The organism is Pseudovibrio sp. Ad46 (assembly GCF_001623065.1).
Taxonomy (GTDB): Bacteria; Pseudomonadota; Alphaproteobacteria; order Rhizobiales; family Stappiaceae; genus Pseudovibrio.
Genome location: NZ_LMCG01000080.1, coordinates 320876 through 340828, shown reverse-complemented (window position 1 = coordinate 340828; position 19953 = coordinate 320876). Strand labels below are relative to the sequence as shown.

General features: G+C 50.9%; 18 protein-coding genes. 10 read left to right on the top strand and 8 right to left on the bottom strand.

Annotation, left to right across the window (positions count from 1 at the left end):
* The first annotated feature begins 19 nt into the window (after nucleotides 1-19).
* Together PsAD46_RS24890 and PsAD46_RS24885 are read left to right on the top strand one after the other, a co-directional pair.
* Nucleotides 20-772, top strand: coding sequence for an SDR family NAD(P)-dependent oxidoreductase (locus tag PsAD46_RS24890; RefSeq protein ID WP_063308094.1), 753 nt, complete (start codon nucleotides 20-22; stop codon nucleotides 770-772).
* On the top strand, nucleotides 769-1206 hold the full coding sequence (locus tag PsAD46_RS24885; protein WP_063308093.1) for a nuclear transport factor 2 family protein: 438 nt from the start codon (nucleotides 769-771) through the stop codon (nucleotides 1204-1206). The genes PsAD46_RS24890 and PsAD46_RS24885 overlap by 4 nt, the downstream gene beginning before the upstream one ends.
* A 38-nt stretch (nucleotides 1207-1244) precedes the next feature.
* Here PsAD46_RS24885 and PsAD46_RS24880 read toward each other — a convergent pair whose 3' ends face one another.
* From PsAD46_RS24880 to PsAD46_RS24870, 3 genes are read right to left on the bottom strand one after another with little or no spacing between them, the layout of a single operon-like run.
* Nucleotides 1245-2489: a cyclopropane-fatty-acyl-phospholipid synthase family protein gene (locus PsAD46_RS24880; protein ID WP_063308092.1), complete on the bottom strand. Its 1245-nt coding sequence runs from the start codon at nucleotides 2487-2489 to the stop codon at nucleotides 1245-1247.
* A complete protein-coding gene (locus PsAD46_RS24875; RefSeq protein ID WP_063308091.1) occupies nucleotides 2486-3346 on the bottom strand; it encodes a DUF1365 domain-containing protein in 861 nt (286 codons plus the stop codon). The genes PsAD46_RS24880 and PsAD46_RS24875 overlap by 4 nt, the downstream gene beginning before the upstream one ends.
* Nucleotides 3343-4683 (bottom strand): FAD-dependent oxidoreductase, encoded by a 1341-nt coding sequence (locus PsAD46_RS24870; protein WP_063308090.1) that lies wholly within the window; start codon nucleotides 4681-4683, stop codon nucleotides 3343-3345. The genes PsAD46_RS24875 and PsAD46_RS24870 overlap by 4 nt, the downstream gene beginning before the upstream one ends.
* Nucleotides 4684-4829: 146 nt before the next feature.
* Between PsAD46_RS24870 and PsAD46_RS24865 the strand changes: the two genes are divergently transcribed.
* The 3 genes from PsAD46_RS24865 to PsAD46_RS24855 all read left to right on the top strand — a co-directional run bounded on the left by PsAD46_RS24865 (nucleotide 4830) and on the right by PsAD46_RS24855 (nucleotide 7109).
* Nucleotides 4830-5423 (top strand): sigma-70 family RNA polymerase sigma factor, encoded by a 594-nt coding sequence (locus tag PsAD46_RS24865; RefSeq protein ID WP_063308089.1) that lies wholly within the window; start codon nucleotides 4830-4832, stop codon nucleotides 5421-5423.
* Nucleotides 5420-6076, top strand: a complete 657-nt coding sequence (locus PsAD46_RS24860; protein ID WP_063308088.1) for a ChrR family anti-sigma-E factor — start codon at nucleotides 5420-5422, stop codon at nucleotides 6074-6076. Before PsAD46_RS24865 ends, PsAD46_RS24860 begins: the two co-directional genes overlap by 4 nt.
* Nucleotides 6077-6209: 133 nt before the next feature.
* Nucleotides 6210-7109, top strand: coding sequence for an MJ1477/TM1410 family putative glycoside hydrolase (locus tag PsAD46_RS24855; RefSeq protein ID WP_063308087.1), 900 nt, complete (start codon nucleotides 6210-6212; stop codon nucleotides 7107-7109).
* Here PsAD46_RS24855 and pelG read toward each other — a convergent pair.
* From pelG to PsAD46_RS24835, 4 genes are read right to left on the bottom strand one after another with little or no spacing between them, the layout of a single operon-like run.
* Nucleotides 7106-8527 (bottom strand): exopolysaccharide Pel transporter PelG, encoded by a 1422-nt coding sequence (gene pelG / locus PsAD46_RS24850; protein ID WP_063308086.1) that lies wholly within the window; start codon nucleotides 8525-8527, stop codon nucleotides 7106-7108. The genes PsAD46_RS24855 and pelG overlap by 4 nt on opposite strands.
* Nucleotides 8528-8562: 35 nt before the next feature.
* Complete coding sequence (gene pelF, locus PsAD46_RS24845) at nucleotides 8563-10074, bottom strand: GT4 family glycosyltransferase PelF (RefSeq protein ID WP_063294028.1); 1512 nt, start codon at nucleotides 10072-10074, stop codon at nucleotides 8563-8565.
* Nucleotides 10075-10087: 13 nt separating this feature from the next.
* Nucleotides 10088-11071, bottom strand: coding sequence for a hypothetical protein (locus PsAD46_RS24840; RefSeq protein WP_063294027.1), 984 nt, complete (start codon nucleotides 11069-11071; stop codon nucleotides 10088-10090).
* A 1-nt stretch (nucleotide 11072) separates the two neighbouring features.
* The gene (locus PsAD46_RS24835; RefSeq protein WP_063308085.1) at nucleotides 11073-12146 is read right to left on the bottom strand and encodes a hypothetical protein; all 1074 of its coding nucleotides are present in this window, start codon (nucleotides 12144-12146) and stop codon (nucleotides 11073-11075) included.
* Nucleotides 12147-12506: 360 nt separating this feature from the next.
* On the opposite strand from PsAD46_RS24835, the gene PsAD46_RS24830 reads away from it, so the two are divergent.
* Nucleotides 12507-14702, top strand: coding sequence for a hypothetical protein (locus tag PsAD46_RS24830; protein WP_208982019.1), 2196 nt, complete (start codon nucleotides 12507-12509; stop codon nucleotides 14700-14702).
* Entirely contained in the window at nucleotides 14699-15517 is an 819-nt protein-coding gene (locus PsAD46_RS24825; RefSeq protein WP_063308084.1) for a hypothetical protein, read from the top strand. Before PsAD46_RS24830 ends, PsAD46_RS24825 begins: the two co-directional genes overlap by 4 nt.
* A gap of 78 nt (nucleotides 15518-15595) precedes the next feature.
* Here the strand turns inward: PsAD46_RS24825 and PsAD46_RS24820 are convergent, their stop codons facing one another.
* Nucleotides 15596-16585 carry a LacI family DNA-binding transcriptional regulator gene (locus PsAD46_RS24820; RefSeq protein ID WP_063294024.1) on the bottom strand — a complete coding sequence of 330 codons (990 nt, stop codon included), beginning with the start codon at nucleotides 16583-16585 and terminating at the stop codon, nucleotides 15596-15598.
* 129 nt (nucleotides 16586-16714) lie between these two features.
* Between PsAD46_RS24820 and PsAD46_RS24815 the strand changes: the two genes are divergently transcribed.
* The 3 genes from PsAD46_RS24815 to PsAD46_RS24805 all read left to right on the top strand — a co-directional run bounded on the left by PsAD46_RS24815 (nucleotide 16715) and on the right by PsAD46_RS24805 (nucleotide 19952).
* Complete coding sequence (locus PsAD46_RS24815) at nucleotides 16715-17815, top strand: ABC transporter ATP-binding protein (RefSeq protein ID WP_057463649.1); 1101 nt, start codon at nucleotides 16715-16717, stop codon at nucleotides 17813-17815.
* A gap of 61 nt (nucleotides 17816-17876) precedes the next feature.
* Nucleotides 17877-19025, top strand: a complete 1149-nt coding sequence (locus PsAD46_RS24810) for an extracellular solute-binding protein (RefSeq protein WP_063308083.1) — start codon at nucleotides 17877-17879, stop codon at nucleotides 19023-19025.
* Between the two features lie 108 nt (nucleotides 19026-19133).
* Nucleotides 19134-19952: a sugar ABC transporter permease gene (locus tag PsAD46_RS24805; protein WP_063290166.1), complete on the top strand. Its 819-nt coding sequence runs from the start codon at nucleotides 19134-19136 to the stop codon at nucleotides 19950-19952.
* Nucleotide 19953 lies beyond the last annotated feature (1 nt).

Here is a 19953-nt window from a genome sequence, read left to right as displayed (position 1 = left end):
AGCAAACAGAGAGGGCGTTATGGCAGAACATGAGAAGCTTGTTTGGATTATTGGAGCGAGTTCCGGCATCGGAGCAAGCCTTGCCCAGTTGTATGCGCGTTCTGGATGGCTGGTTGTTGTCAGTGCGCGAAATGAGCAGAAGCTTCAGGCTGTTGCTCAGGATGCCAGCAATGTTGACGTGATGCCGCTTGATGTGACCGATGCAGTGCAAGTCGCTGAGGCCTTGGAGCGTTTTCAGCAGACTGACAAACTGCCTGACCTTACGGTGTATTGCTCAGGCGTGTACTTTCCCGGCGGCATAGATGTGTTGAGTGAAGAGCATTCTGTGGCTTCCATGGATACGAATTACTTTGGTGCTGTGCGTGTGATTGCGGGGCTCTTTCCGTTGCTGAAACAGCAAGGTGCAGGGCACATCGCGATCGTCAGTTCATTAAGCGGGTATTGCGGTCTTCCCAACGCTGCTTGTTATGGGCCAACCAAAGCGGCGCTGATCAACCTGTGTGAGAGTCTGAAACCTGACTTTGACAAGGCTGGGATTGACCTGTCACTTGTGAATCCGGGCTTCGTAAAGACACCCATGACTGACAAGAACACCTTTGAGATGCCGTTTCTTCTGGGACCAGAGCAGGCTGCCAAGGATATCTATAGGGGGCTTGAGAAGCGCAAGTTTGAGATTTACTTCCCGTTCCGTCTTGCCGCTATCATGAAGATCCTGCGCTTGTTGCCATACGCTCTCTACTTTCCGGTTACGAGAAGGATGAGTAAACGATGACTGAGAGAGCTGATCTGGAGACTGCTGCAAGGCAGTATGCGCTTTTCTTTGAAGAAGTTACGCCGGAACGTATTGAAGACGTTCATGAACTCATCAGTGATGACGTGCACTTCATTGATCCGTTTAATGATGTGAAAGGGCGTGCCAATTTCGAAAAGGTCTTTCACAAGATGTATGAGGATGTTCAGGAGCCACGGTTCAAGATTCTTGATCTGGCCTGGTCTGGTGATCTGTGTTTCATGCGTTGGGATTTTACCTGCAAGCAAAAACTGCTTGGCAACTGGGGCGTGCGGGGTGTGACAGAGGTGCATTTTGACAAGGATGCCAAAGTTTGTGCGCACTATGATTATTGGGATGCTTCACGCCATTTCTATCGCAAGCTGCCGGTTGTTGGTGCGATGATCAGATGGATTGCTTCGCGTGCTGCGATCTAAAGGATTGGTTGGGCCTGTCTGGCCCAACTTTAACTTCGTCAAATTGGTTTTCTGATCTGAAACAGGCCAACATTGATGGTTCCCTCAGCAAAGCCAGCCTCACAATATGCCAGATAGTAATGCCACATCCGTTTGAAGCGGCTGTCGTAGCCCAGCTTGGCAATTTCTGGCCAGCTCTGGAAGAACGACTTTCTCCAGCGTACGAGTGTCTGCTCGTAGTCTGCACCAAAGAACTCACGTGTCACGAGTTGCAGTTTTTGTTGCTCAATCTGCCTTGCAAGTTCCTTAGCTGAGGGGAGCAAACCTCCCGGGAAGATGTAGCGCTGAATGAAATCAACGTTCTTGCGGTAACTATGGAACTTTTCGTCAGAGATGAGAATTGCCTGAATGACAGCAGTGCCGCCCGGTTTCAGGCGAGACTTGAGCTTTTCAAAATAACCGGCCCAGTTCTCTTCACCCACCGCTTCGATCATCTCGATTGAGACAATGGCGTCGTACTGGCCTTGCGTTTCGCGATAGTCGCGCAGTTCGAAGGATGCACTTCCGTCAGTTTCTTGGGATTGAAGGCGGGATTGGGCAAATCTGAGCTGCTCTTGCGAGAGTGTGATGCCGTGCACATCACGTCCGGCAGTGCAGGCATGTTCAGCAAAGCCACCCCAACCGCAGCCAATCTCCAGAATTTGTTGGTCTGGTTGTGTATCGGTCATCTGCAAGACACGATCGTACTTTCTACGCTGGGCGTCTTCGAGTGTTTCGTGCTGTTTTAGTTTGTAAGCAGATGAGTAGGTCATCGTCTCATCGAGCCAGTGGCTGTAAAAGTCATTTCCAAGATCGTAGTGGAACGCGATGTTACGCTTGCTACCGTTTAATGTGTTTGCATTTGCCAAATGGCGCAGGCGGGCGAAAGCGCGTGAGAGGATGCCGCGCTTGGTGACAGATTGCATGATGTGTTTGTTGGCCACCAGCAAATCGAACAGAGACCTCAGGTCGCTGCATTGCCAGTCTTCTTCCAGATACCCTTCGGCCAATGCGAGAGAGTTACCGGAAAGAAGACGCCATAAAAGGCGAGTGCTTAAAATCTTGACGGTTACGACCGGGCCTTTCCCAGAGGGGTTGCCATAGGAAAGCATTTGATCATTGGGAAGAATGACCCATAAATGACCTTCGGAGAGACGGCGGAGCATACGGTCCAGCAATGTCTTCCAGAGTTTTGAAGAGAGGTTAAGCTCTGTCATTTTTGTGCCGGTCAACGGACTGAGGGAGGAGTGATCTCTGAGTGTCATGGGTGTCTCCCTGAGTTTATTTTGGTCTTTTCGAGTGCTGGAGTTTGCTTGTGCATACTCGTTACGATGGATGCTGGCGGTGATGGTCGCTTATGAAAGCGGGCGCCTTTGATCCAGAGTTTGAGAGCTTCGAAATGAATGAGCCCCAGGATTTTTGCCGAATTCTGGAAGTACCGAAGGCCGATCTTGAGGAGGCGCGTTGTTGTCGCCGCCTTTTGTTTTCCCTGAAAACTGGCGGACAATACAGGAGCGTTGCCCTGTGTCAGCCGAATGATGAGCGAAACATGGTCCGTTGGTGGGCGTGCAACAAAATGATAATGGCCGGAGACTTCCAGGAACGGTGATACATGGAAGTTCTTTGGGCAGGAGTGTCGGTAGGCCTGTTGAATGCCTTGATGCTCAGATGGCGTTATTTCAACGGCATAATGGTGCATGTCGCCAAAGGTGTTTCGAACCTGATAGAGAATGGCTTCCAATTTGTTTTTCGAATAGCAGTAGAACACACTGATTGGATTGAAGGCCCTTCCTAAAAATCTAGGGTAGGCGAGGAGGCGTATCTGTTCGGGAATGGCGGTTATGTGCGCTTGTTTCAACACATCCTCTACATAACCGCGCAGGGATGAATGACCTTCTTCCATGTGGTCTGATGGATGGAAGCTGAATAGGTTGAACCGGTCGACGGACAGCAAGCGCGATATCTGGTTCACGTCCTGCAATCGGTCGATGTCGATTGAAAAGGAAACGGCTTTATAGCTGAGCTTGTGTTTGATCTGATCATGACGGCAGTGCACCACATCGCCCAGGTAGATCCTGAGCGGTGCATTGGTGGAGTCCTGCTGTCGTCCTGTCAGGATCATTCCGCAGCCTCCTGATAACTTCCGTGGGGCCAGTCTTCAGGCAGGCCAATGCGTCCGTTGGGATTATCGCATGTCCATGGGCGTTGGCCGTTACCGAGCGCCTCAGCCACGGCCAAGCCAGACTGCAACCCATCCTCATGGAAGCCATAGCCCAGGTAAGCGCCGCAGAACCAAGTGCGCCGTTCCCCCTGAATTTGCCAAAGTTGCCTTTGAGCGGACAATGCAGTTTGATCGAAAACCGGGTGGGCGTATTGGAAGGTGCGCAGCACGGAGCCTTCAGCTGGTTGATGGCTCGGGTTGAGGGTGACAAATACATCCTCAGAGGTGTTGAGTCTTTGAAGGGCATTCATCCAGTACGTCACGCACAGAGCGTTGTTTCCCATCTGATTGCCGATGAAGTTCCATGCGGACCAGGTTGTTTTGCGTTTCGGCATGAGGGAAATGTCGCGATGCAGGATGGCGATGTTTCGCTGATACCGGATTGATCCGAGGATCTGACGCTCTGCCCGAGAGGCATTGCCTTCAGCATTGAGCAGGGCAAATGCTTGATCTGAGTGACACGCAAACACGATATGATCGTAGGAGGATGCGTGACCGCTTCTTGAGTAAACCGTGATCGATCCGGGTTTGCGCTGGATATCTGAAATGCCGGCATTCAAAATGACTTTGCCGGAAATCTCTGAGGCGAGTTTCTGAACATAGTTGCAAGACCCGCCAGAAACTGTGCGCCATTGCGGTCTGTCGCGTACTTGCAAAAGGCCATGATTGTTGCAAAAGCCGATGAACGTGCGGAATGGAAACTGCAGCAATTGTTGTGGAGGCATAGACCAAATGGCAGCGCCCATGGGAAGCAGATGCTCATTGATGAAGTTGGTTGAATAGTTGTTTTGAGTAAGATAACTGCCCAGTGTTGCTGACTGGAGTTTTGGATCCTCGGCGTCCTGAGGTGCATCCTTATAAAAGCGGAGCGTTTCCGATACCATGCGCAGGAAGCTGGGGCGGAAGAGGTTGGATTTTTGGGCGAACAGGCCTTTCAAACCTGAGCCAGAATACTCGCGGGTGCCTTGATCGAGCGAAACTGCGAAGGACATTTCGGTTGGGTCTGTCTGAATATCCAGATGATTGAAGAGTGCAGTCAGGTTGGGATAGGTTCTTTCGTTATAGACGATGAAACCGGTGTCTACAGCGACGTCTTTATCAGCGACTTTTACGTGCTGCGTGTTGGCGTGGCCGCCGAGACGATCATCTTTCTCGTAGACATCTACATCATGGCTTTTAGAGAGAAGCCAGGCTGCGGAAAGACCGGAAATTCCACTCCCAATAACTGCAATTTTCATAGCTCACATCCAATCCAAAGTTTCTCTTTTTAGGAGCGTTGATTGGAAATGGATCACCTTAGGCAGGAAAAAGTGATCCAATTGACAAACTGTTTGGTAAAAAGACTATGTGACACAACCCGGCGGTTTGCAGAGCGATGGTTACGATGCAGCTTCAAAATAATGATGGCGAGAGCGAGAACAGCCTGACCTCCGCAGATTTGAGCGCTTTGCTCCAGTCTCTGGGTCAAGAGCGGTCTCGTCAGACATTTCGTCAGCTCTTCGAGTTCTTCGCACCTCGGCTCAAGACTTACTTTCTCAAAGGAGGAGCCACCTCTGAGCTGTCAGAGGAACTGGTTCAGGAAACCTTTGTGATCGTGTGGCGAAAGGCTGAGATGTTTGATAGTCGTAAGGCTTCAGCTTCGACCTGGATTTACACGATTGCTCGTAACCTCCGGATTGATCGTTTTCGTAAAGAGCGGCGGTATCTTTACAAAGATGATCAGTTTTTTGCCAATGCGCTGGTTGGAGAAGAGACGCAGTTTGATGACCATCACCAATCACAACTCAGCGAACGAGTGAAGAAGGCTCTTCCCCTGTTGCCAGCAGAGCAATCGACCATCATCAAACTGGCGTTTTATGAAGATGCCAGTCATTCAAAAATCGCCCAATACCTGCAACTGCCGCTCGGGACTGTTAAATCCCGGATGAGATTGGCACTTGGGCGTTTACGGAAACTTTTGGAAGGGGTGGACCTATGATCAACCATCACCTCAGCGATGAAATTGTATGGGCTTATGCGACTGGCTCTTTGCCGGCAGGGCATGCGTTGCTTGTCTCCTGTCATCTGGAGCTTTGCCAAGGGTGTAAGGCCCGCGTAGCTGAAGCGGAAGCTCTTGCAGGTGCTATGCTTCAAACGGGCGAGCAACAAAAACCTTCTGACGACATGTTCGATCTTCTGATGGCTCGGGTTGAGAACGAGCCAACACTTTCGATGGGTGCCTATCTGGCTGAACCCAAGCCTGAGAAAGTCGTGCCATCGGCGCTGTGGGATGTGCTGGGGCATGGATACAGCGGTATCAAATGGAAGATGGTTGGTCCGGGGATCAGACAGTTCATCTTGCCGATCAAGTCGAGCGAAGGCGAGAGTGCTCGCTTGCTGAAACTGTCTCCGGGTTTCGTCACGCCTGAGCATTCTCACCACGGATCAGAAATGACGCTGGTGTTGCAGGGGTCTTTTAGCGATGAAACCGGACGCTATAAGATTGGCGATGTCCAGGAAGCAGACGAGCATGTACATCATCAGCCAATCGCAGATACAGAAGAAGACTGCATCTGCCTTGCTGTGACTGACGCACCGCTGGACTTCAAAGGCTTCTTTCCCAAGCTTCTGCAGCCACTCTTCGGGATCTGATCCGACGTTGTGGCTGTAGCTGTTCTGGGCTGTTTACTAGTGAGCTGACCTGAGAAATTTTCATAAGAAAGAATAGGCATAGCGTTGTGTTTTGTCTGCGCATAAGGTGTGGGGCCTGTCGCATGGAGCGCCGATGTTTTACCTCAGGTTTGTCCTCGCTGTTGTTGCTTTGTCTCCTGCTTTATTGCTTTTGAGTTGCTCCAGCGACAAGGTGGAAGAGATGCAAGCGCCGTTGAATGATGTGTCTCGCTGGGGCGTCCAATTGCAGGATATCGAGATCAAGAAAATCCATAGGTCAGATCTCGATCTTGTGGTGATTGATTACTCCAAAGACGGCACTGCGCGGGGTCGGTTTTCCAGTTACGAAATTGCCAAGGCTAAGGAAAAACCAGATGGTTCCAGACGTCGTGTGCTTGCTTATCTCAGCATAGGTGAAGCAGAGGATTATCGGGATTACTGGAAAGATACCTGGCAGGAGACCCCTCCTAAATGGCTGGGTGATGAAAATCCCAATTGGCCCGGTAATTACACCGTCAAATTCTGGCAACCAGAATGGCAAGGCCTCATTATGGCCTATCTCAAGCACATCATTTCTGCTGGTTATGATGGTGTGTATCTGGATGGTGTTGATGTTTTCCAGCGGTATGATGAGGGTGATCAAGCGCAGGCCAGAATGGTGAAGTTTGTCGGGAAAATTTCCAGACTGGCGAAAGCACAGGAGCCCGGCTTCATTATCGTCGCCCAGAACGGGGAAGAGCTGCTTCGGTTTCCCGAATACTGCGATGAGATTGACGGGATCAGTAAGGAAGATTTGCTTTTTGGCGCCTATCAAGATGGAGCCCGTAATAGCCCTCAACTGATTAACTGGAGTTGGGGCTTTCTGGCTGAAGCGCAAAGGGATGGTTTGTCAGTCTTCGTAATCGAGTACCTGGAGGATGGAGACAAGCGTAGGCGCGCGCGCAAGGAACTGGATGAGTTGGGCGTGATTTCTCTCTTTACCCGCAGGCCCTTAGATACGCTGGTCGCCTTCTAACGAAGAGCCTCATACCAGGTGTTGGGCCTCAGGGAGAGACGCGCCTGAAAGAAGATGTGCTGGTCCAGCTTTTTAAAGGCATTTTGCAGTGTCGCCACAGCTAGGAAACTTGCTGTCAGGCAGGCGACGAAGTAGCCGAAGCCAAGATATTCCCGAGGAAGAAACAAGGTTGCATAGGTACAACTGGCGTTGAGCAATAAAAACGCGAGCTGCAACAGCATGTTTTCCATGTTTTTGTTGATGAAAATGAGTGTTGTAGAGGCTGCGAAAAACAAGAATTGAAAGAGTACACTGATTGCCGCAATTCGGATTATCGCAGCTTGTCGGTATTCAAAATTCAAAGATTCGACCACCATTGGAGAGAACAACACAAGCAGTGCGCAGAGCGCTAGCTGGATCAGTGTGATGCGCCCCAATGTATAGATCGCTTCTGTCTTCAGGTTTTCTGATTTCTCGCGTATCTCAACAAGGGTGCCATGTCCCGTGATCGTTTGGATGTAGGATCTGAAGTTTCGAAAGAAGTTGGTTTCGGCCTCAATCAAAAACAGCGCCAAAGGTGGGATAAGAAGTAGCTGGGCTATGAATATTGAACTGTCATAGGCGGGTGCATGCCGCAGGCCGCTAGGCAGAAGCTGGCCTTCTGTACTTTGCCAGATGATGACTTTGTCGACCCATAGTGCGCTGATGTTGAATATTGCGGCCAATGCGAGGGGCCAATAGCGCTTCATGGCGCCTGCAACATATGTCAGCGTTGTTGTGAAAGAGTAGTGCGACGCGGGGAATGTGAAGAGGACTTCTGTTGAAAGCCAGATAAAGCACAACAGGAAACCCAGGCTGAAGGCGCCAAGCAAATGAAACTCGCTGGGACTATGTGCTGTGCTGTAGATGATGAGTGCAACTGTGAGAAGTAAGCCTGTTGCAAAGGATAGGCTGACGCTTCTGTAATTTTGCAGGCTTGAGCTGAAGCCGAGGGCAATCCAAAGCAGGCTGGCGATCACGCAGGAAACAATGATGCTTATCACGTCATGAAGCGGAACATTCAGGAGCATTATCAGGATTGGTGCACTGACAATTGTTGTCAGCAGAGCGCAGGCATACAACGCGCCCAGATAGATTTGCGGAATGAGATGGAATTTTCTGAAATAAATAGCGTCTGAGGCCATCCTTATAGCGATGATCAAGACGGGTGCGCTTGTGAGAAGCGATAGGCCGAGGATGTAAATCAGTTTTGTTCTGAAGCCGGTGAGTAGCGGTAAGCCCAGTTTCTGTTCGGTGAGAAGTGAGATGAACAGGACACACAGAATGAACATGAGCCAAGGGCCTGCGATGACCATGCTTGCATGGAAGACAGCCCGTACATGAGACGACAAATCACCTTTGTGAGTTAGACGTTGCAGCTCAAAGCCGATGCCTGCCATTCAAAGTCTCCGATACCATGATGTTATCTTTGGTTTTATGCAAAAAGGTGTTTTGCTTTTGGGCGCTGTCTCTCGAAGTTCCGCTCATACAAATCCTTGTAGGATTTGAGGGCTTGCTGCTCGTTGTAGTCACGTTCTATGCGTTGTCGCAGCTGCGCTCCGTATTGCTGGCGAAGTTCATCATCCCTTAGCAGTCTGGCCATGGCTTGTGCTGTTGCGGATGGAGATACAAGCTCTGTGATGATGCCGCCAGACCCGAGTGGATGGGGATCATCTGCGCGTCCTTCCAAGACCTCTCTGCATGAGCCAACATCTGTTGCGACACATGGAATTCCGGCGGCTCCAGCTTCGAGAAGAACGAGGGGTTGGGCTTCGCTCAAACTGGTGAGTGCGACGAGATCAATGGAGGGCAGGTACTCAGCGATGTTGACCGGACCTGTGAATGTGATTGTCTCCTCCAGACCCAGCTGCACTGTGAGCTTATGACATTCCTCGTAGTAGGTGGGTTCTTCGTCTGTTGGCCCCAGGATGAGTGCATTCACATCAGGGAGCTCATTTTTCAGCAAGCCAACGGCGTGAATGAAGCTTTTGACGTCCTTGATTGCGACCACGCGCCCAATGAGCGCCACGGTTGGCTTGTGGTTGTTGTGCTGCGCTTGTGCGGACTTGAAATTGTCGAGGTTGATGCCGTTGGGAATGACTTGCATCTTGCTTTGGCACGCTCCCTGAGACAGCTGCATCAGCTGGTTGTCTTTGTAAAGCGTGGTGATATCCGAACAGCTGTTGTAGCAGCATCTGGCAAATGCTTCGAAGGCCGAGATCCAGAGATCGCGCAGGTCAAGGCGAGGATCATCCAGCGAGAAACCTTTATTGATGCTGTCTTCAATCCAGTCTGCGAGCAGGATCTCTATGCGGCGTTCGTTGGTGTAGATGCCGTGCTCGGTGATGATTGCCGGTGCTTGTGTGCTCAGGGCCGCTCTTGCTGCGAACAGGCCTGCGTATCCCGTTGAAATGGTGTGGTAGGTCCTGGCTTGCGGGATGGGAGCTTTAAGGACTGCGAACAGGCCGCCGAACAATGTGTACCAAGCCCAGAAGAAGTGATGGAATGAGGTTTCCGGCAGAATCTCCTCGTACATCTGGCAGATGACGTTCCATGTGAGATCAGAGTGGGTCAGCTGGTTTATGGACCATGGGCGGGTGGTGGAGTTCACGAGACGATCAAGATCATACAAGCGCGCTTTGCTGCCGTTTTTTAGGAAGGCGCGTAGTTCTCTTGAGATGCCTTGTGTGCTGGAGGTGCCGTAATCTGGTACGGGCTCGGGATCATGGATGTCGAAGAGAGCAAGCTCCTGATAGTGCTTCACATTTGGTGGTAACTTGTATTTGGGTATTCCATTTTGTGAGCTGGCGAGAACTGCGACGACAGAGAAGGTGAGGTCTGGTAGGCCTGAGATAAGCCAATTGATCCAAGAGGATACGCCTCCGGCAACATAAGGGTAGCAGCCCTCAACGATTATGCAGACGTCTGTTGTTGACGAAGAACGCATACCACTTACCCTCTCAGTTGACTAAAGCCTGCTCGTGCGCAGACTGAACCGTTCTTCGTTCAAGCCTGTTCTTTATGCGCTGATTCATCGCGCAGGCTTCCAGATCTTTGACGCGGGTTAATTGCTTCAGGCAAAGCTGTGCCTCTTTGAGAGCTTCTTTTTGAATGAGGCGGTCTGCCCGCAAGAGGGTCAGGGCTTTTTCGGCTTCGGGGCGTGCATCTGTTTTCAGGAACTTACGCAGCGTGGAAGTCACTTGCTCTGGCTGGGATGTGTCTATGAGTTGAGAGAGGGCTGCGGCCTGTAATCGTGTGATTGCCTCACGTCGTTGCTCTATTGACGCTTCTGAGGGGAGAGTGATGATCTCCGAGATATCGTTTTGAAAGCGTTGTTTGAGTTTGGTGTAAACAGCGGCTGCCTGAACGCGGATCTCAGGCTTGTCGTTTTTGAGTGCGGCCTGAAGGAACTCCAGTAACTCGGGTTTGTATTTGAGCGTTATGATGGACAGAGCTCTTTTGATCTCCTGAGTGTTTCCTGAGGCAAAGATTTTCTGGAATGGCTTCGGCGATCCATTTGTCATGTCCAATGACCGGTTGCTTATGATCTTGCTGAATACATCGGCTTGTCTGGTTGGCGTATCTTCAAGAGCAAGTGTTGTGTGCCATTTGGCAAGCCGGGCAGTTTGTTTTCTGCCATCCAATTGCATCAGGACAGAAGCTAACAATCCTCCCAATGGGCCAAACAGTGCGAAGAGCAAGATGCCATAATCAAAAAGCGCAAAGCCTGTGCTGTGGATGTTTCTCATAAGCAGAAGGCAGAGCACGACTGTCAGACAATGAAATGCAGCAGCAAGCTCGATTACCTCGGAGTTTTGGATGATCTGCGAGAAGAACCAAGCTTCGATAAGTGTTGCGGTTACGATGATAACCGGCAGCAAGAGTATTGAGAGGCTGAAAGGCTGCTTGGTGGTTGGCGCATCGCGCAACGTATCCTGAACCATCCTAGATCACCGAGTTGTCGAACCTGTTGCTCGTTTGGGGAGCGTTGACCGAATAGAAGGCGACGAGGTTATCTGGCATTGGGGCTGTGTTGTGGCTAAGGAGGGTGTTTGAGAGCGCACTGCTGATGGCTTCTAACAGCACTGTGGAGTCTTCTTCGAGCAGGTGCGCTTCCAACTGATGGAAAATGATTGCTCCTTGCAGTGCTTCACCGTCCGTTCGCAGGCTGTTTGAACCTGGAGTTCCAAATAGAAACACCAGACTCCCTCTGGGCGTGCGAGACCTGAATACTCTTTTATCACCAGCCAGAGAGGTTAGCTCGGTCGTATCCAGATGGTTGATCAGCCATGCTTGTTCTTGCTGCTCACGCGAAGGTTTCAGCTCAGATGATGCCGTGGTGTTGGAATGGAGGAGACCAAGGCGCTTATTTGAGCACTTGAAGAGGCTATATCTGGTCGTGCCGATCAGGTTGGCAAAAAGGGTTTCCAGCTGATTGCTGTTGTTTTGAAGATCCAGCGTACTCAGCTTGTCGATTGCCCTACACACACTGACCGGGCTTGTGGTTTCCATCGAAGCTATACGGCTTTGCAGGTTCTCGGCTTCAAGCGTGAGTGTGGTGCAGTAATCAGAGATTGTGTCTCGTTGTCCTAAGGCATGGGCCAACTGGCTTTGGAGTTTTTGGTTTTTGCGCAGCAGTGATGTCCTGAATTCTCCGAGTACAATCGCTGTCAGGAGCCAGAGTGTTGGTTGCAAGCCTGTGTTTGTGAAGTACTCAAAGAAACCCTGTCCGCCCATGGTTTGTGGCGGGATGTGCCAAAGAGTGATCGCCAGCGCTGCCAGAACGGCGAGGATTCCGGAACGGGTTCCGAGGATAGAGCTGGCAATAATGATCGGGATCCACAACGGGCTTGGCGAAATGCTCCAGAGTGAGATTTCAGGATACATCGTGGACACTGCGGGGAAGGGGAGGAACAGCAGGACGACCTCCAAAGCGTGGTAACGCTTTTCCGGTGTGCGTTTCGCTTTCTTCTTTTTATGATGTTCAGTGTTACTTGAAAAATACTGATCCGAATACATCGCGAATAAATAGTCCTATTGTCAAAATCATCAGTATAGATTGTGTTTTAAATCTTCATTTGTGGCCGGGAATATTTACTTGCTGTTTTATTTATATTCAACTCTATGGAAAGTTAGGGTATTAAGTTCGGGGTTGGATATAAAATGATTTGTTTGCAATAAGTATACAGTCTTAAATTACTTATTGGTGACTTCAGGATGCGTGAAGTGCGTAACGATTGTTCTTTGTACTCCTTCTGTATTGAAGGTGAGTGGCAATTGTTTTTAGCTGGAATTACTAGGCAGGTTCGCGCCCTTATTTTCTACGGTTTTGCGCTGTTTTGCTTTGTATGTTTCATCAATAATTCGCAGGCCGCCTTGGTGAAGCGAGAGATTATCGGGTTGTACGATAGCCTTCGTGAGGCTGAGCCATCTGCAACGGCAATACATAACCTTCTTGAGATGCCGTTGAACCACCTTGGTTATTCGATCCGGTATGTTGACGTGAATGCGGGTTTGTCTGCGATGAAACCTACGGAAAACACAGCTGCTGTTGTGAGCTGGTTCCAAGGGGTATTGGCTGATCCGCATCAATACTTTGCATGGGCCGATAAGCAGGCGAGTTCAGGATTGCAGTTTCTTGTGTTTGGTGAGACCGGAATTCGCGATCTGGAAGATGATGGGGCGGTCTTGAATCTGTTCTTGCAGCATCTGGGACTTCGGTTTGAGGCTGGATTCGTGATGCTCACAAGCGCCTCGTCAGATCTTCGTCTGGATTCAGAGCTAACTGCCTTTGAACGACCCTTTTACAAAGTATTGCCGGGGTACTCACTGGTTACGCGCATATCCCCAGAGGGGCAGTCGATTGCCTCTGTTCAGCCGCCTGTGCGTGTTGCGACGGAACGAACGCAGTTGGCTTTTATCGGGGCTGGAGGATCCTATGTTCAACCCGGCTTTGCCATTGCGACTGACGATGTGCTCAACCGCCAGAAGTGGTTGATTGATCCAATTGGATTTCTTCAACTGGCGCTTAAGCAGGAACGCTTTCCTATTCCGGATACGTCGACGTTGATGGGGCGGCGAATTTACTTCTCGCACATTGATGGGGATGGTTGGAACAATGTCTCCTATTCCTCCAAGTATCGGGGACAAAAGGCATTGTCCGGTGAAGTGATGCTTCGAGAGCTGATTGAGCCCTACCCTGATTTACCTGTCACTTATGGTCTGGTGACAGCGGATGTTGATCGGAGTGAGGGAGGGGATGATCGCAGCGTTGGGCTGGTCAAAGAGTTGTTTGCTCTCCCGCAGGTGGAAGTGGCCAGCCATACCCACTCCCACCCATTCCACTGGGCTTTCTATCGAGATTATGACCGTGCAAAAGAGCTTGCGCTTATTCGTGAGAAGAATGTTGCAAAAGAGCCAGCAGCTGAGGGGCCTGTGAGCTGGCTCTCCAAGCGTTTCTTTGGTGAGAGTGGCAAGGCCTCTTTCAAGACTTATCTGGCGCAGAATGTGTCTATGCCGCGCTATTACATGCGTAAACCGTTCTCGCTGGTGGGAGAGATCGGAGGTTCTCTTTCTCAGGCCGAAAGCTTTGCGCCGAGTGGTAAAAAAGCGAAGTTGTTCTTGTGGTCTGGTGACACGCAGCCCTTTGAGGAAGCGCTTGCGCATACTCGTAAGCTTGGGGTTTACAACATGAATGGCGGCGATACGCGGTTTGACCGTGACTGGCCTTCGTTGAGTTATGTGGCCCCCTTATCCCGCCAGGTTGGCGAAGAGCGGCAGATCTATGCTGTCTCCAGCAACGAGAACACATATACGAATGACTGGACGGGGCCATTCTACGGATTTTCGCAATTACATCAGACCGTTGATAATACTGAGAGCCCGATCCGGCTGAGGCCCTACAATGTGTATTACCACACCTATTCTGCGGAACATGATGCATCGCTGAGAGCGGTTCGGAAGCATTTGGATCGGGCGCGTGGAGGGGCTTATTTGCCGATCTTTGCCTCGCAGTATGCTGCTATTGCAAATAGCTTTTTTGGGGTGAAGCTTTACCAGGCGAGTGATCACAGCTGGCTTGTTTTGAATCGAGGGCGCCTTCAGTCGTTTCGGTTTGATGATGCAGAGCAGTGGCAGATTGATTTAGCGAAGAGCAAAGGCGTTATTGGCTCAAGGCACCACCAGAATTCGCTGTATGTTTCGCTGGATCCGGCGGTTCGTGTTCCGGAGATTGTATTGAAGTCATCGCACAGCACAGGCGATGAGCATATTGCCAGCATCACGGATGCCCGATGGCAGGTTTACGACTGGGTGCATAAGCCTTGCCGCATTGGTTTTCGTGCTTTTGGGTTTGGAGCTGGAGAGTTTCAGTTTCGTGGACTGTCTTCAAGCCTTCATCGGGTGAAGGTGAGGAGAGAGGATGAGCTTATCTTGAGTGATAATGTTCAGCCATTGCCGGATGGATCTTTGCGTTTGGATTTGGCTGTATCCGGGATGGACCCATTGGACATTTCATTGACATGTAAAAACTGGGCTTCGACGGCACGCATGGCGACGATGAGGAGGCGGCCATGATCCGCTTTCTCAAGTATTTGTCGCTTTATCTGCTGTTTCTGGGGATCGGTTATGCGCTTGTTCCGGGGCAAACAGAGAAGATTGCTGTTCAGATCAAAGAGCAAAAGTATCATGAGGCTCGGGAGCATTTACTGGCCTCATTTGAGGAGGACGACAGTAGTCCGGAGGAGTATCTTCAGCTGGCTGAGATTGCAGAGCAATTGGGGTTTGTTGAGGAAATGCACCGCATGCACGAGGCGTATATTGAACGCTCTCCCGATGACCTTTGGGTGTTGCGCAAGATTGAGCTCTACCACCGATTGGCAGGTGACTTTCGAGGATATGTGGAAACCTTAAAGGCGGTCGCACGGTTGAGCGCTGAGCCTGAGGACCGTGACAAGCTGCTCTCCACGTTGCAGTTTGAGGGGCTTTATGAGGAAGAGCTCTCAGAGCTTTCCTTCTTTGGCGGTAAAGGAGTGTTGACGCCTCAACAACTTGGCCGGTTGGGCATGTTGCATTTTCAGGGGGAGAGGATGGAAGTGGCTGCGGCTGCTCTTGCCAAGCATCACGAAAGTGCTCCTTTGACATCCAAGCATTGGCCTGCACGTCTGGCCTATTTTCATAGCCTACTTGAAATCGGTGACTTTCTGAAGGCCGAAACTGTTGCTCTCAGTCTGCGAGAGACAAACAAGCCTTGGGCTGACTTTGATTTTCGGAGCGAGTTTTTGCGGTATGGCCGTGATGAGTACATGCGGGAGGTCGAGGTGCCTGAGGGGCTAGCTGCGATTTTATCTTGTGTCATCAGGTCCCAAGAGGGCGCTCAAGACTGTCCATGACATCGTGGTTTGCTAGGCTCTGGCTGATGCTTCTGAAGATTCATCAGCCTCAGTTGTGGGCGTCTTTGCTGCTCTCAGCTACGCACTGCCGCGGATGACCAGTTCGGGTTCTACCACGACGGACATTTCCTGCTGATCCGGGTCTGCAAGGCGGGCTTCCAGCGTGTTCATGAGGTTTTGGACAATCTCGTCGATTGGATTGGTTGCTGCAGTCAGATCAAAGCAAGGCCAGGCAGCCATTGGCATGTTGTCTGATCCTACGACGGCAACATCTTCCGGAACACGCAGGTTCAGTATGGATTTTGCTGCATTCAAAACACCCAGAGCTGCTGCATCCGAGACACAGTAAAAGGCGTCGGGCGGATTATCACTTTGCAGGAGGCTCAATGCGGCCTGCAGGCCGCTTTCGAAATCGAACCGGGTTTGTGACACTCCGTGGGGTTGAAGGCCAGCTTCGCCGAGTGCTTCCAGATATCCTTCGCGTCGACCTGTGTCTGCTGTGATGCCTTCAATACCGCCGATGTAAGCGATCTTTTTACATCCGCGTTTGATTAGGTGCCGCGTGCCAAGCAGACCGCCGCGCTTGTAGTTTAACCACACACAGTCTGCACCTTTGACCATTGGTCCCAGCCCTGTGTAGATCAATGGCACGTGCATTTTCTTGCTGTTTTCGATCACTTGCAAATCAACTGTGCCGGCTCGCACGATGGCCGCTGAAACCGGATACATTAGTGCTTTGCCCAGTGTCTCGGCAATGTTTTCTTCTTCCTCAGAGCGTATTTGCAGGGCCCATTTTCCGCGTTTTTGCAAGGCGGTCGACAGGCGATTGAAGAAATCTTTATCGTACATGCCATCGGTGTTTCCGAAGACGACAGCGACCAGATCTGATTCTTGTTTGATGAGGGAGCGTGCAAGTGCGTTGGGGCGATACCCCATCTCAGAAGCGACTTTTAAAATGTGATCGCGAGTCGCTTTGTTGAGGCGATTCTCCGCCGTGAACGCACGGGAAACAGCAGAGACAGAAACGCCTGCGGCACGTGCAACATCTTTACCTGTCAGTCTTTTCATCGCTTCTTACTATCTTGGATGATTGTCATTTTAACTTCAAAGAAGTCGCTTAGAAGACCTCTATTGCAATCGATTGCCAAAACTCATAGCATAATGCTTTGGTTGCTTAAAGGGGGGCAAGTTTCCGGAATGGTTGGCGTAGGAATCGAAATCGAAAAGCTTTGTGTTGGTTACGACAAGACCCGTGTTCTTCATGACATTGATCTTGAAATCAACTCTTCTGAGTTTGTTGCGCTGCTGGGTTCATCTGGCTGCGGAAAGACAACTCTTCTGAAAAGTCTCTCCGGTTTCATCAAACCCATGTCGGGGCAGATCCGCGTTAACGGGAATGATGTTGCACAGTTACCGCCCGAGCAACGCAACATGGCGATGGTGTTTCAAAGTTATGCACTCTGGCCTCATATGACGGTTCGTCAGAACATGGGGTATGGCCTGAAGCTGCGTGGGATGTCCAAGGAGCAGATCAACCGGAAGGTTGATGAGCTGTTGACGCTGCTGGGACTTGCGGATTTTGGGGACCGCAAAGTGCCCAACCTTTCTGGAGGTCAGCGTCAACGTGTGGCGCTTGGCCGGGCACTGGCTGTCGATTCCCCGATCCTGTTGCTAGATGAGCCGCTTTCCAATCTTGATGCACGCATTCGCTTGTCCATGCGGCATGAGATCCGTTCTTTGCAACAGCGTATGGGTTTGACGGCAGTGCATGTGACCCACGACAGGGAAGAAGCGATGGTGATGGCCGATCGCATTGTTATTCTCAATGGAGGGCACGTTGCGCAGGTGGGCACACCGCTGGAAGTTTATGAGCAGCCAAAGTCCAATTTTGTTGCGACCTTTATGGGCGCTGAGAACGAAATTGCCCTCAATGTTGAGCGTGCAAATGGAACTTTGAGCATTGCAAGGCAGGAGGCCGTCAAGGCTGCCAGCTTAAGCGTTTCAAACGAGATTGGTGATGGAGGTGTGAACTGGCAGGCATCAGCTGCCGGATCTGTTCGGGGGCGTTTCCGCTCCAGTGCAGCACATTTGCGTGCCGATGAAGCCGTACCTGAGGGGCATTTGGCTCTGGCGGGTAGGGTGACACAACTCAGCTATCCGGGGGGGGTATTTCGCTACGAAATAGAAAGCGCCGGGCAGCTCTACATGATCGACGATCCTTGTCGATATGCAGTTGGCGATGTGGTGACGATCTGCGTGCCAGCTGGTGGGCTTCACCTTTATTCCGAGGCGGCCTGACACCTTTTTAAACGTGAATAGAACTTTTTTCTCAACGATCTTAACCCAGGGATTTTGAGTGATGACACTTAAGTCAGTTCTTACAGGTGCAATCTCAGGTGCTGTGATTGCTGTTGCTCTGCCTGCGTCGGCTGAAACTCAGCTGAACGTGATTACCGGCGGCTCCCAGAACATGGTTGAATATGTGACCGATTATCTGGGCCCGCTTTTTGAAGAAAAATACCCAGGCGTGAAAGTTCGCGTCACTGGGACCGGCCCGGGAGATGCTGGTTCTCAGAAAATTCTTGAAAAGCTGGAAGCACAGTCTGCTGCGGGTAAAGAGCAGTGGGACATCGACGTTATTGTTGCTGCGCAGAAGAAAACCGGCGAGATGAAAGAAAAAGGCCTTTTGGCTGATTTCCGCGACAACATCGAAACCGGCAAAATGGTGACGCGCGCGACGGCTGAAAATGCGCTTGGCGTTTATGTTGGCGGCTATGTGATGCCAATGTTCCATAGCCAGACGGCGATTGCTTACAACCCTGCTTTGGTGCCAAATCCACCCGAGTCTTATGACGAGCTGCGTGCATGGGTAGAGAAGTACCCAAAACAGTTCGGCTATAACGGCATCAAAAACGGTATGTCCGGCGTCGCGTTTGTGACTGGCTGGATGTACACCTATGCAGGCGATACTAAGACCCTGCAGAGCGGACCATATGATCCGGCGAAGAAAGACACCTGGGCGCAGGCTTATGCTGATCTGAAAGCGTTCAACGAGAACGTGACTTTCACTCCGGGTAATGCTGGTACCCTGGACATGTTGAACCGTGGTGAGATCGTGATGGGTCCGGTTTGGGTCGACATGTTCTATTCCTGGCAGGGCGATGGCCGTATTCCACCAAACCTGAAGCTGAAACTGATTGCACCGGGTATGCCTGGTCAGCCTTACTACTACGCAACACCAGCGAAGGCTGCGAACAAAGATCTGGCTGAAAAGTTCATCGAGTTGGCAACCAGTCCTGCTGTTCAGGCAGAAGGCATTGTGAACCGCTTCAACTGGTATCCAGGCATCGATGCAGACCACGTGAAAGCAGCTTTGGATGAGGAAGTCTGGACCAAGTTGTTCACTGACGTCACACCTCTTGAGCTTGCTCAGAAAGGTAAACCGTTCCCGATTGGTCCTTACTTTGACGACATCAAAGAAGGCTACGAGCGGCAGGTTTCTAACTAAGCATATCTGAAAGAAACCGGGAGGGGCGTGCGTCTCTCCCGGCAAGTTTGGTTTTGGTGAGAGGTGGTGTCCATGAGTGGACAAAGTATGTCAGTTGGGCCGGGTCGGATGGGGGCAATATTGCTTGTTGCGCCTGCACTGTTGATGATCGGCTTTTTGTTTGTTTATCCCTTTGGCTATTCTGTGGTTTCAGCCTTCACAGACAATGGCGAAGGCAGCTGGCATATCGCCAATTTTACCAAGGCAATTGAGTTCTATTCCAAAGATATTCTGTTCACGATTGTGATTGTCAGCCTGTCTACGGTTGTTATCGGCGTGCTGGCTGTTGCTATTGCGGGCTATCTGACGCTTGGCGAAAACCCGACGGCCGTCGCTGTTCTCAAGTGGCTTTATCGGTGGCCGTTGTTCATTCCGTTTATTGTGAGCGCGCAGTTGATGCGGACGTTTTTGGCAAAGAACGGGATGATGAACAACATCCTCACCAGCTCCGGCATTATCGAGCCACTTGCGGCGCAGAGTTATCTGGACTGGCGCGGGATTGTGATCACTTTTGTCTGGAAGCAGACGCCGTTTGTGGCTCTGCTTGTTGCGGGTGCTATGGCTTCCATTGACCGCACCACGATTGACGCTGGCCGGATTTTTGGGGCTTCCCGCCTGCGTATTCTGATTGAGCTTGTGGTGCCGCAGATTGCGACAACGCTGATGGTTGGGTTGATCCTGTCTTATGTGGTGATGCTCTCTGTTCTTTCTGTACCGCTTATGATCAACGCGCAGTCGCCGACCATGCTGACTGTTGATATGGCGTGGCGGATCAATTCCTATGGTGATTATGGTGTCGCAAATGCGCTGGGCATCATGTCCTATCTGTTTACCGGGGTGGTTGCGTGGTTCTATCTGCGTCAGAGCCTGAAAGATAAGGGAGCATAAG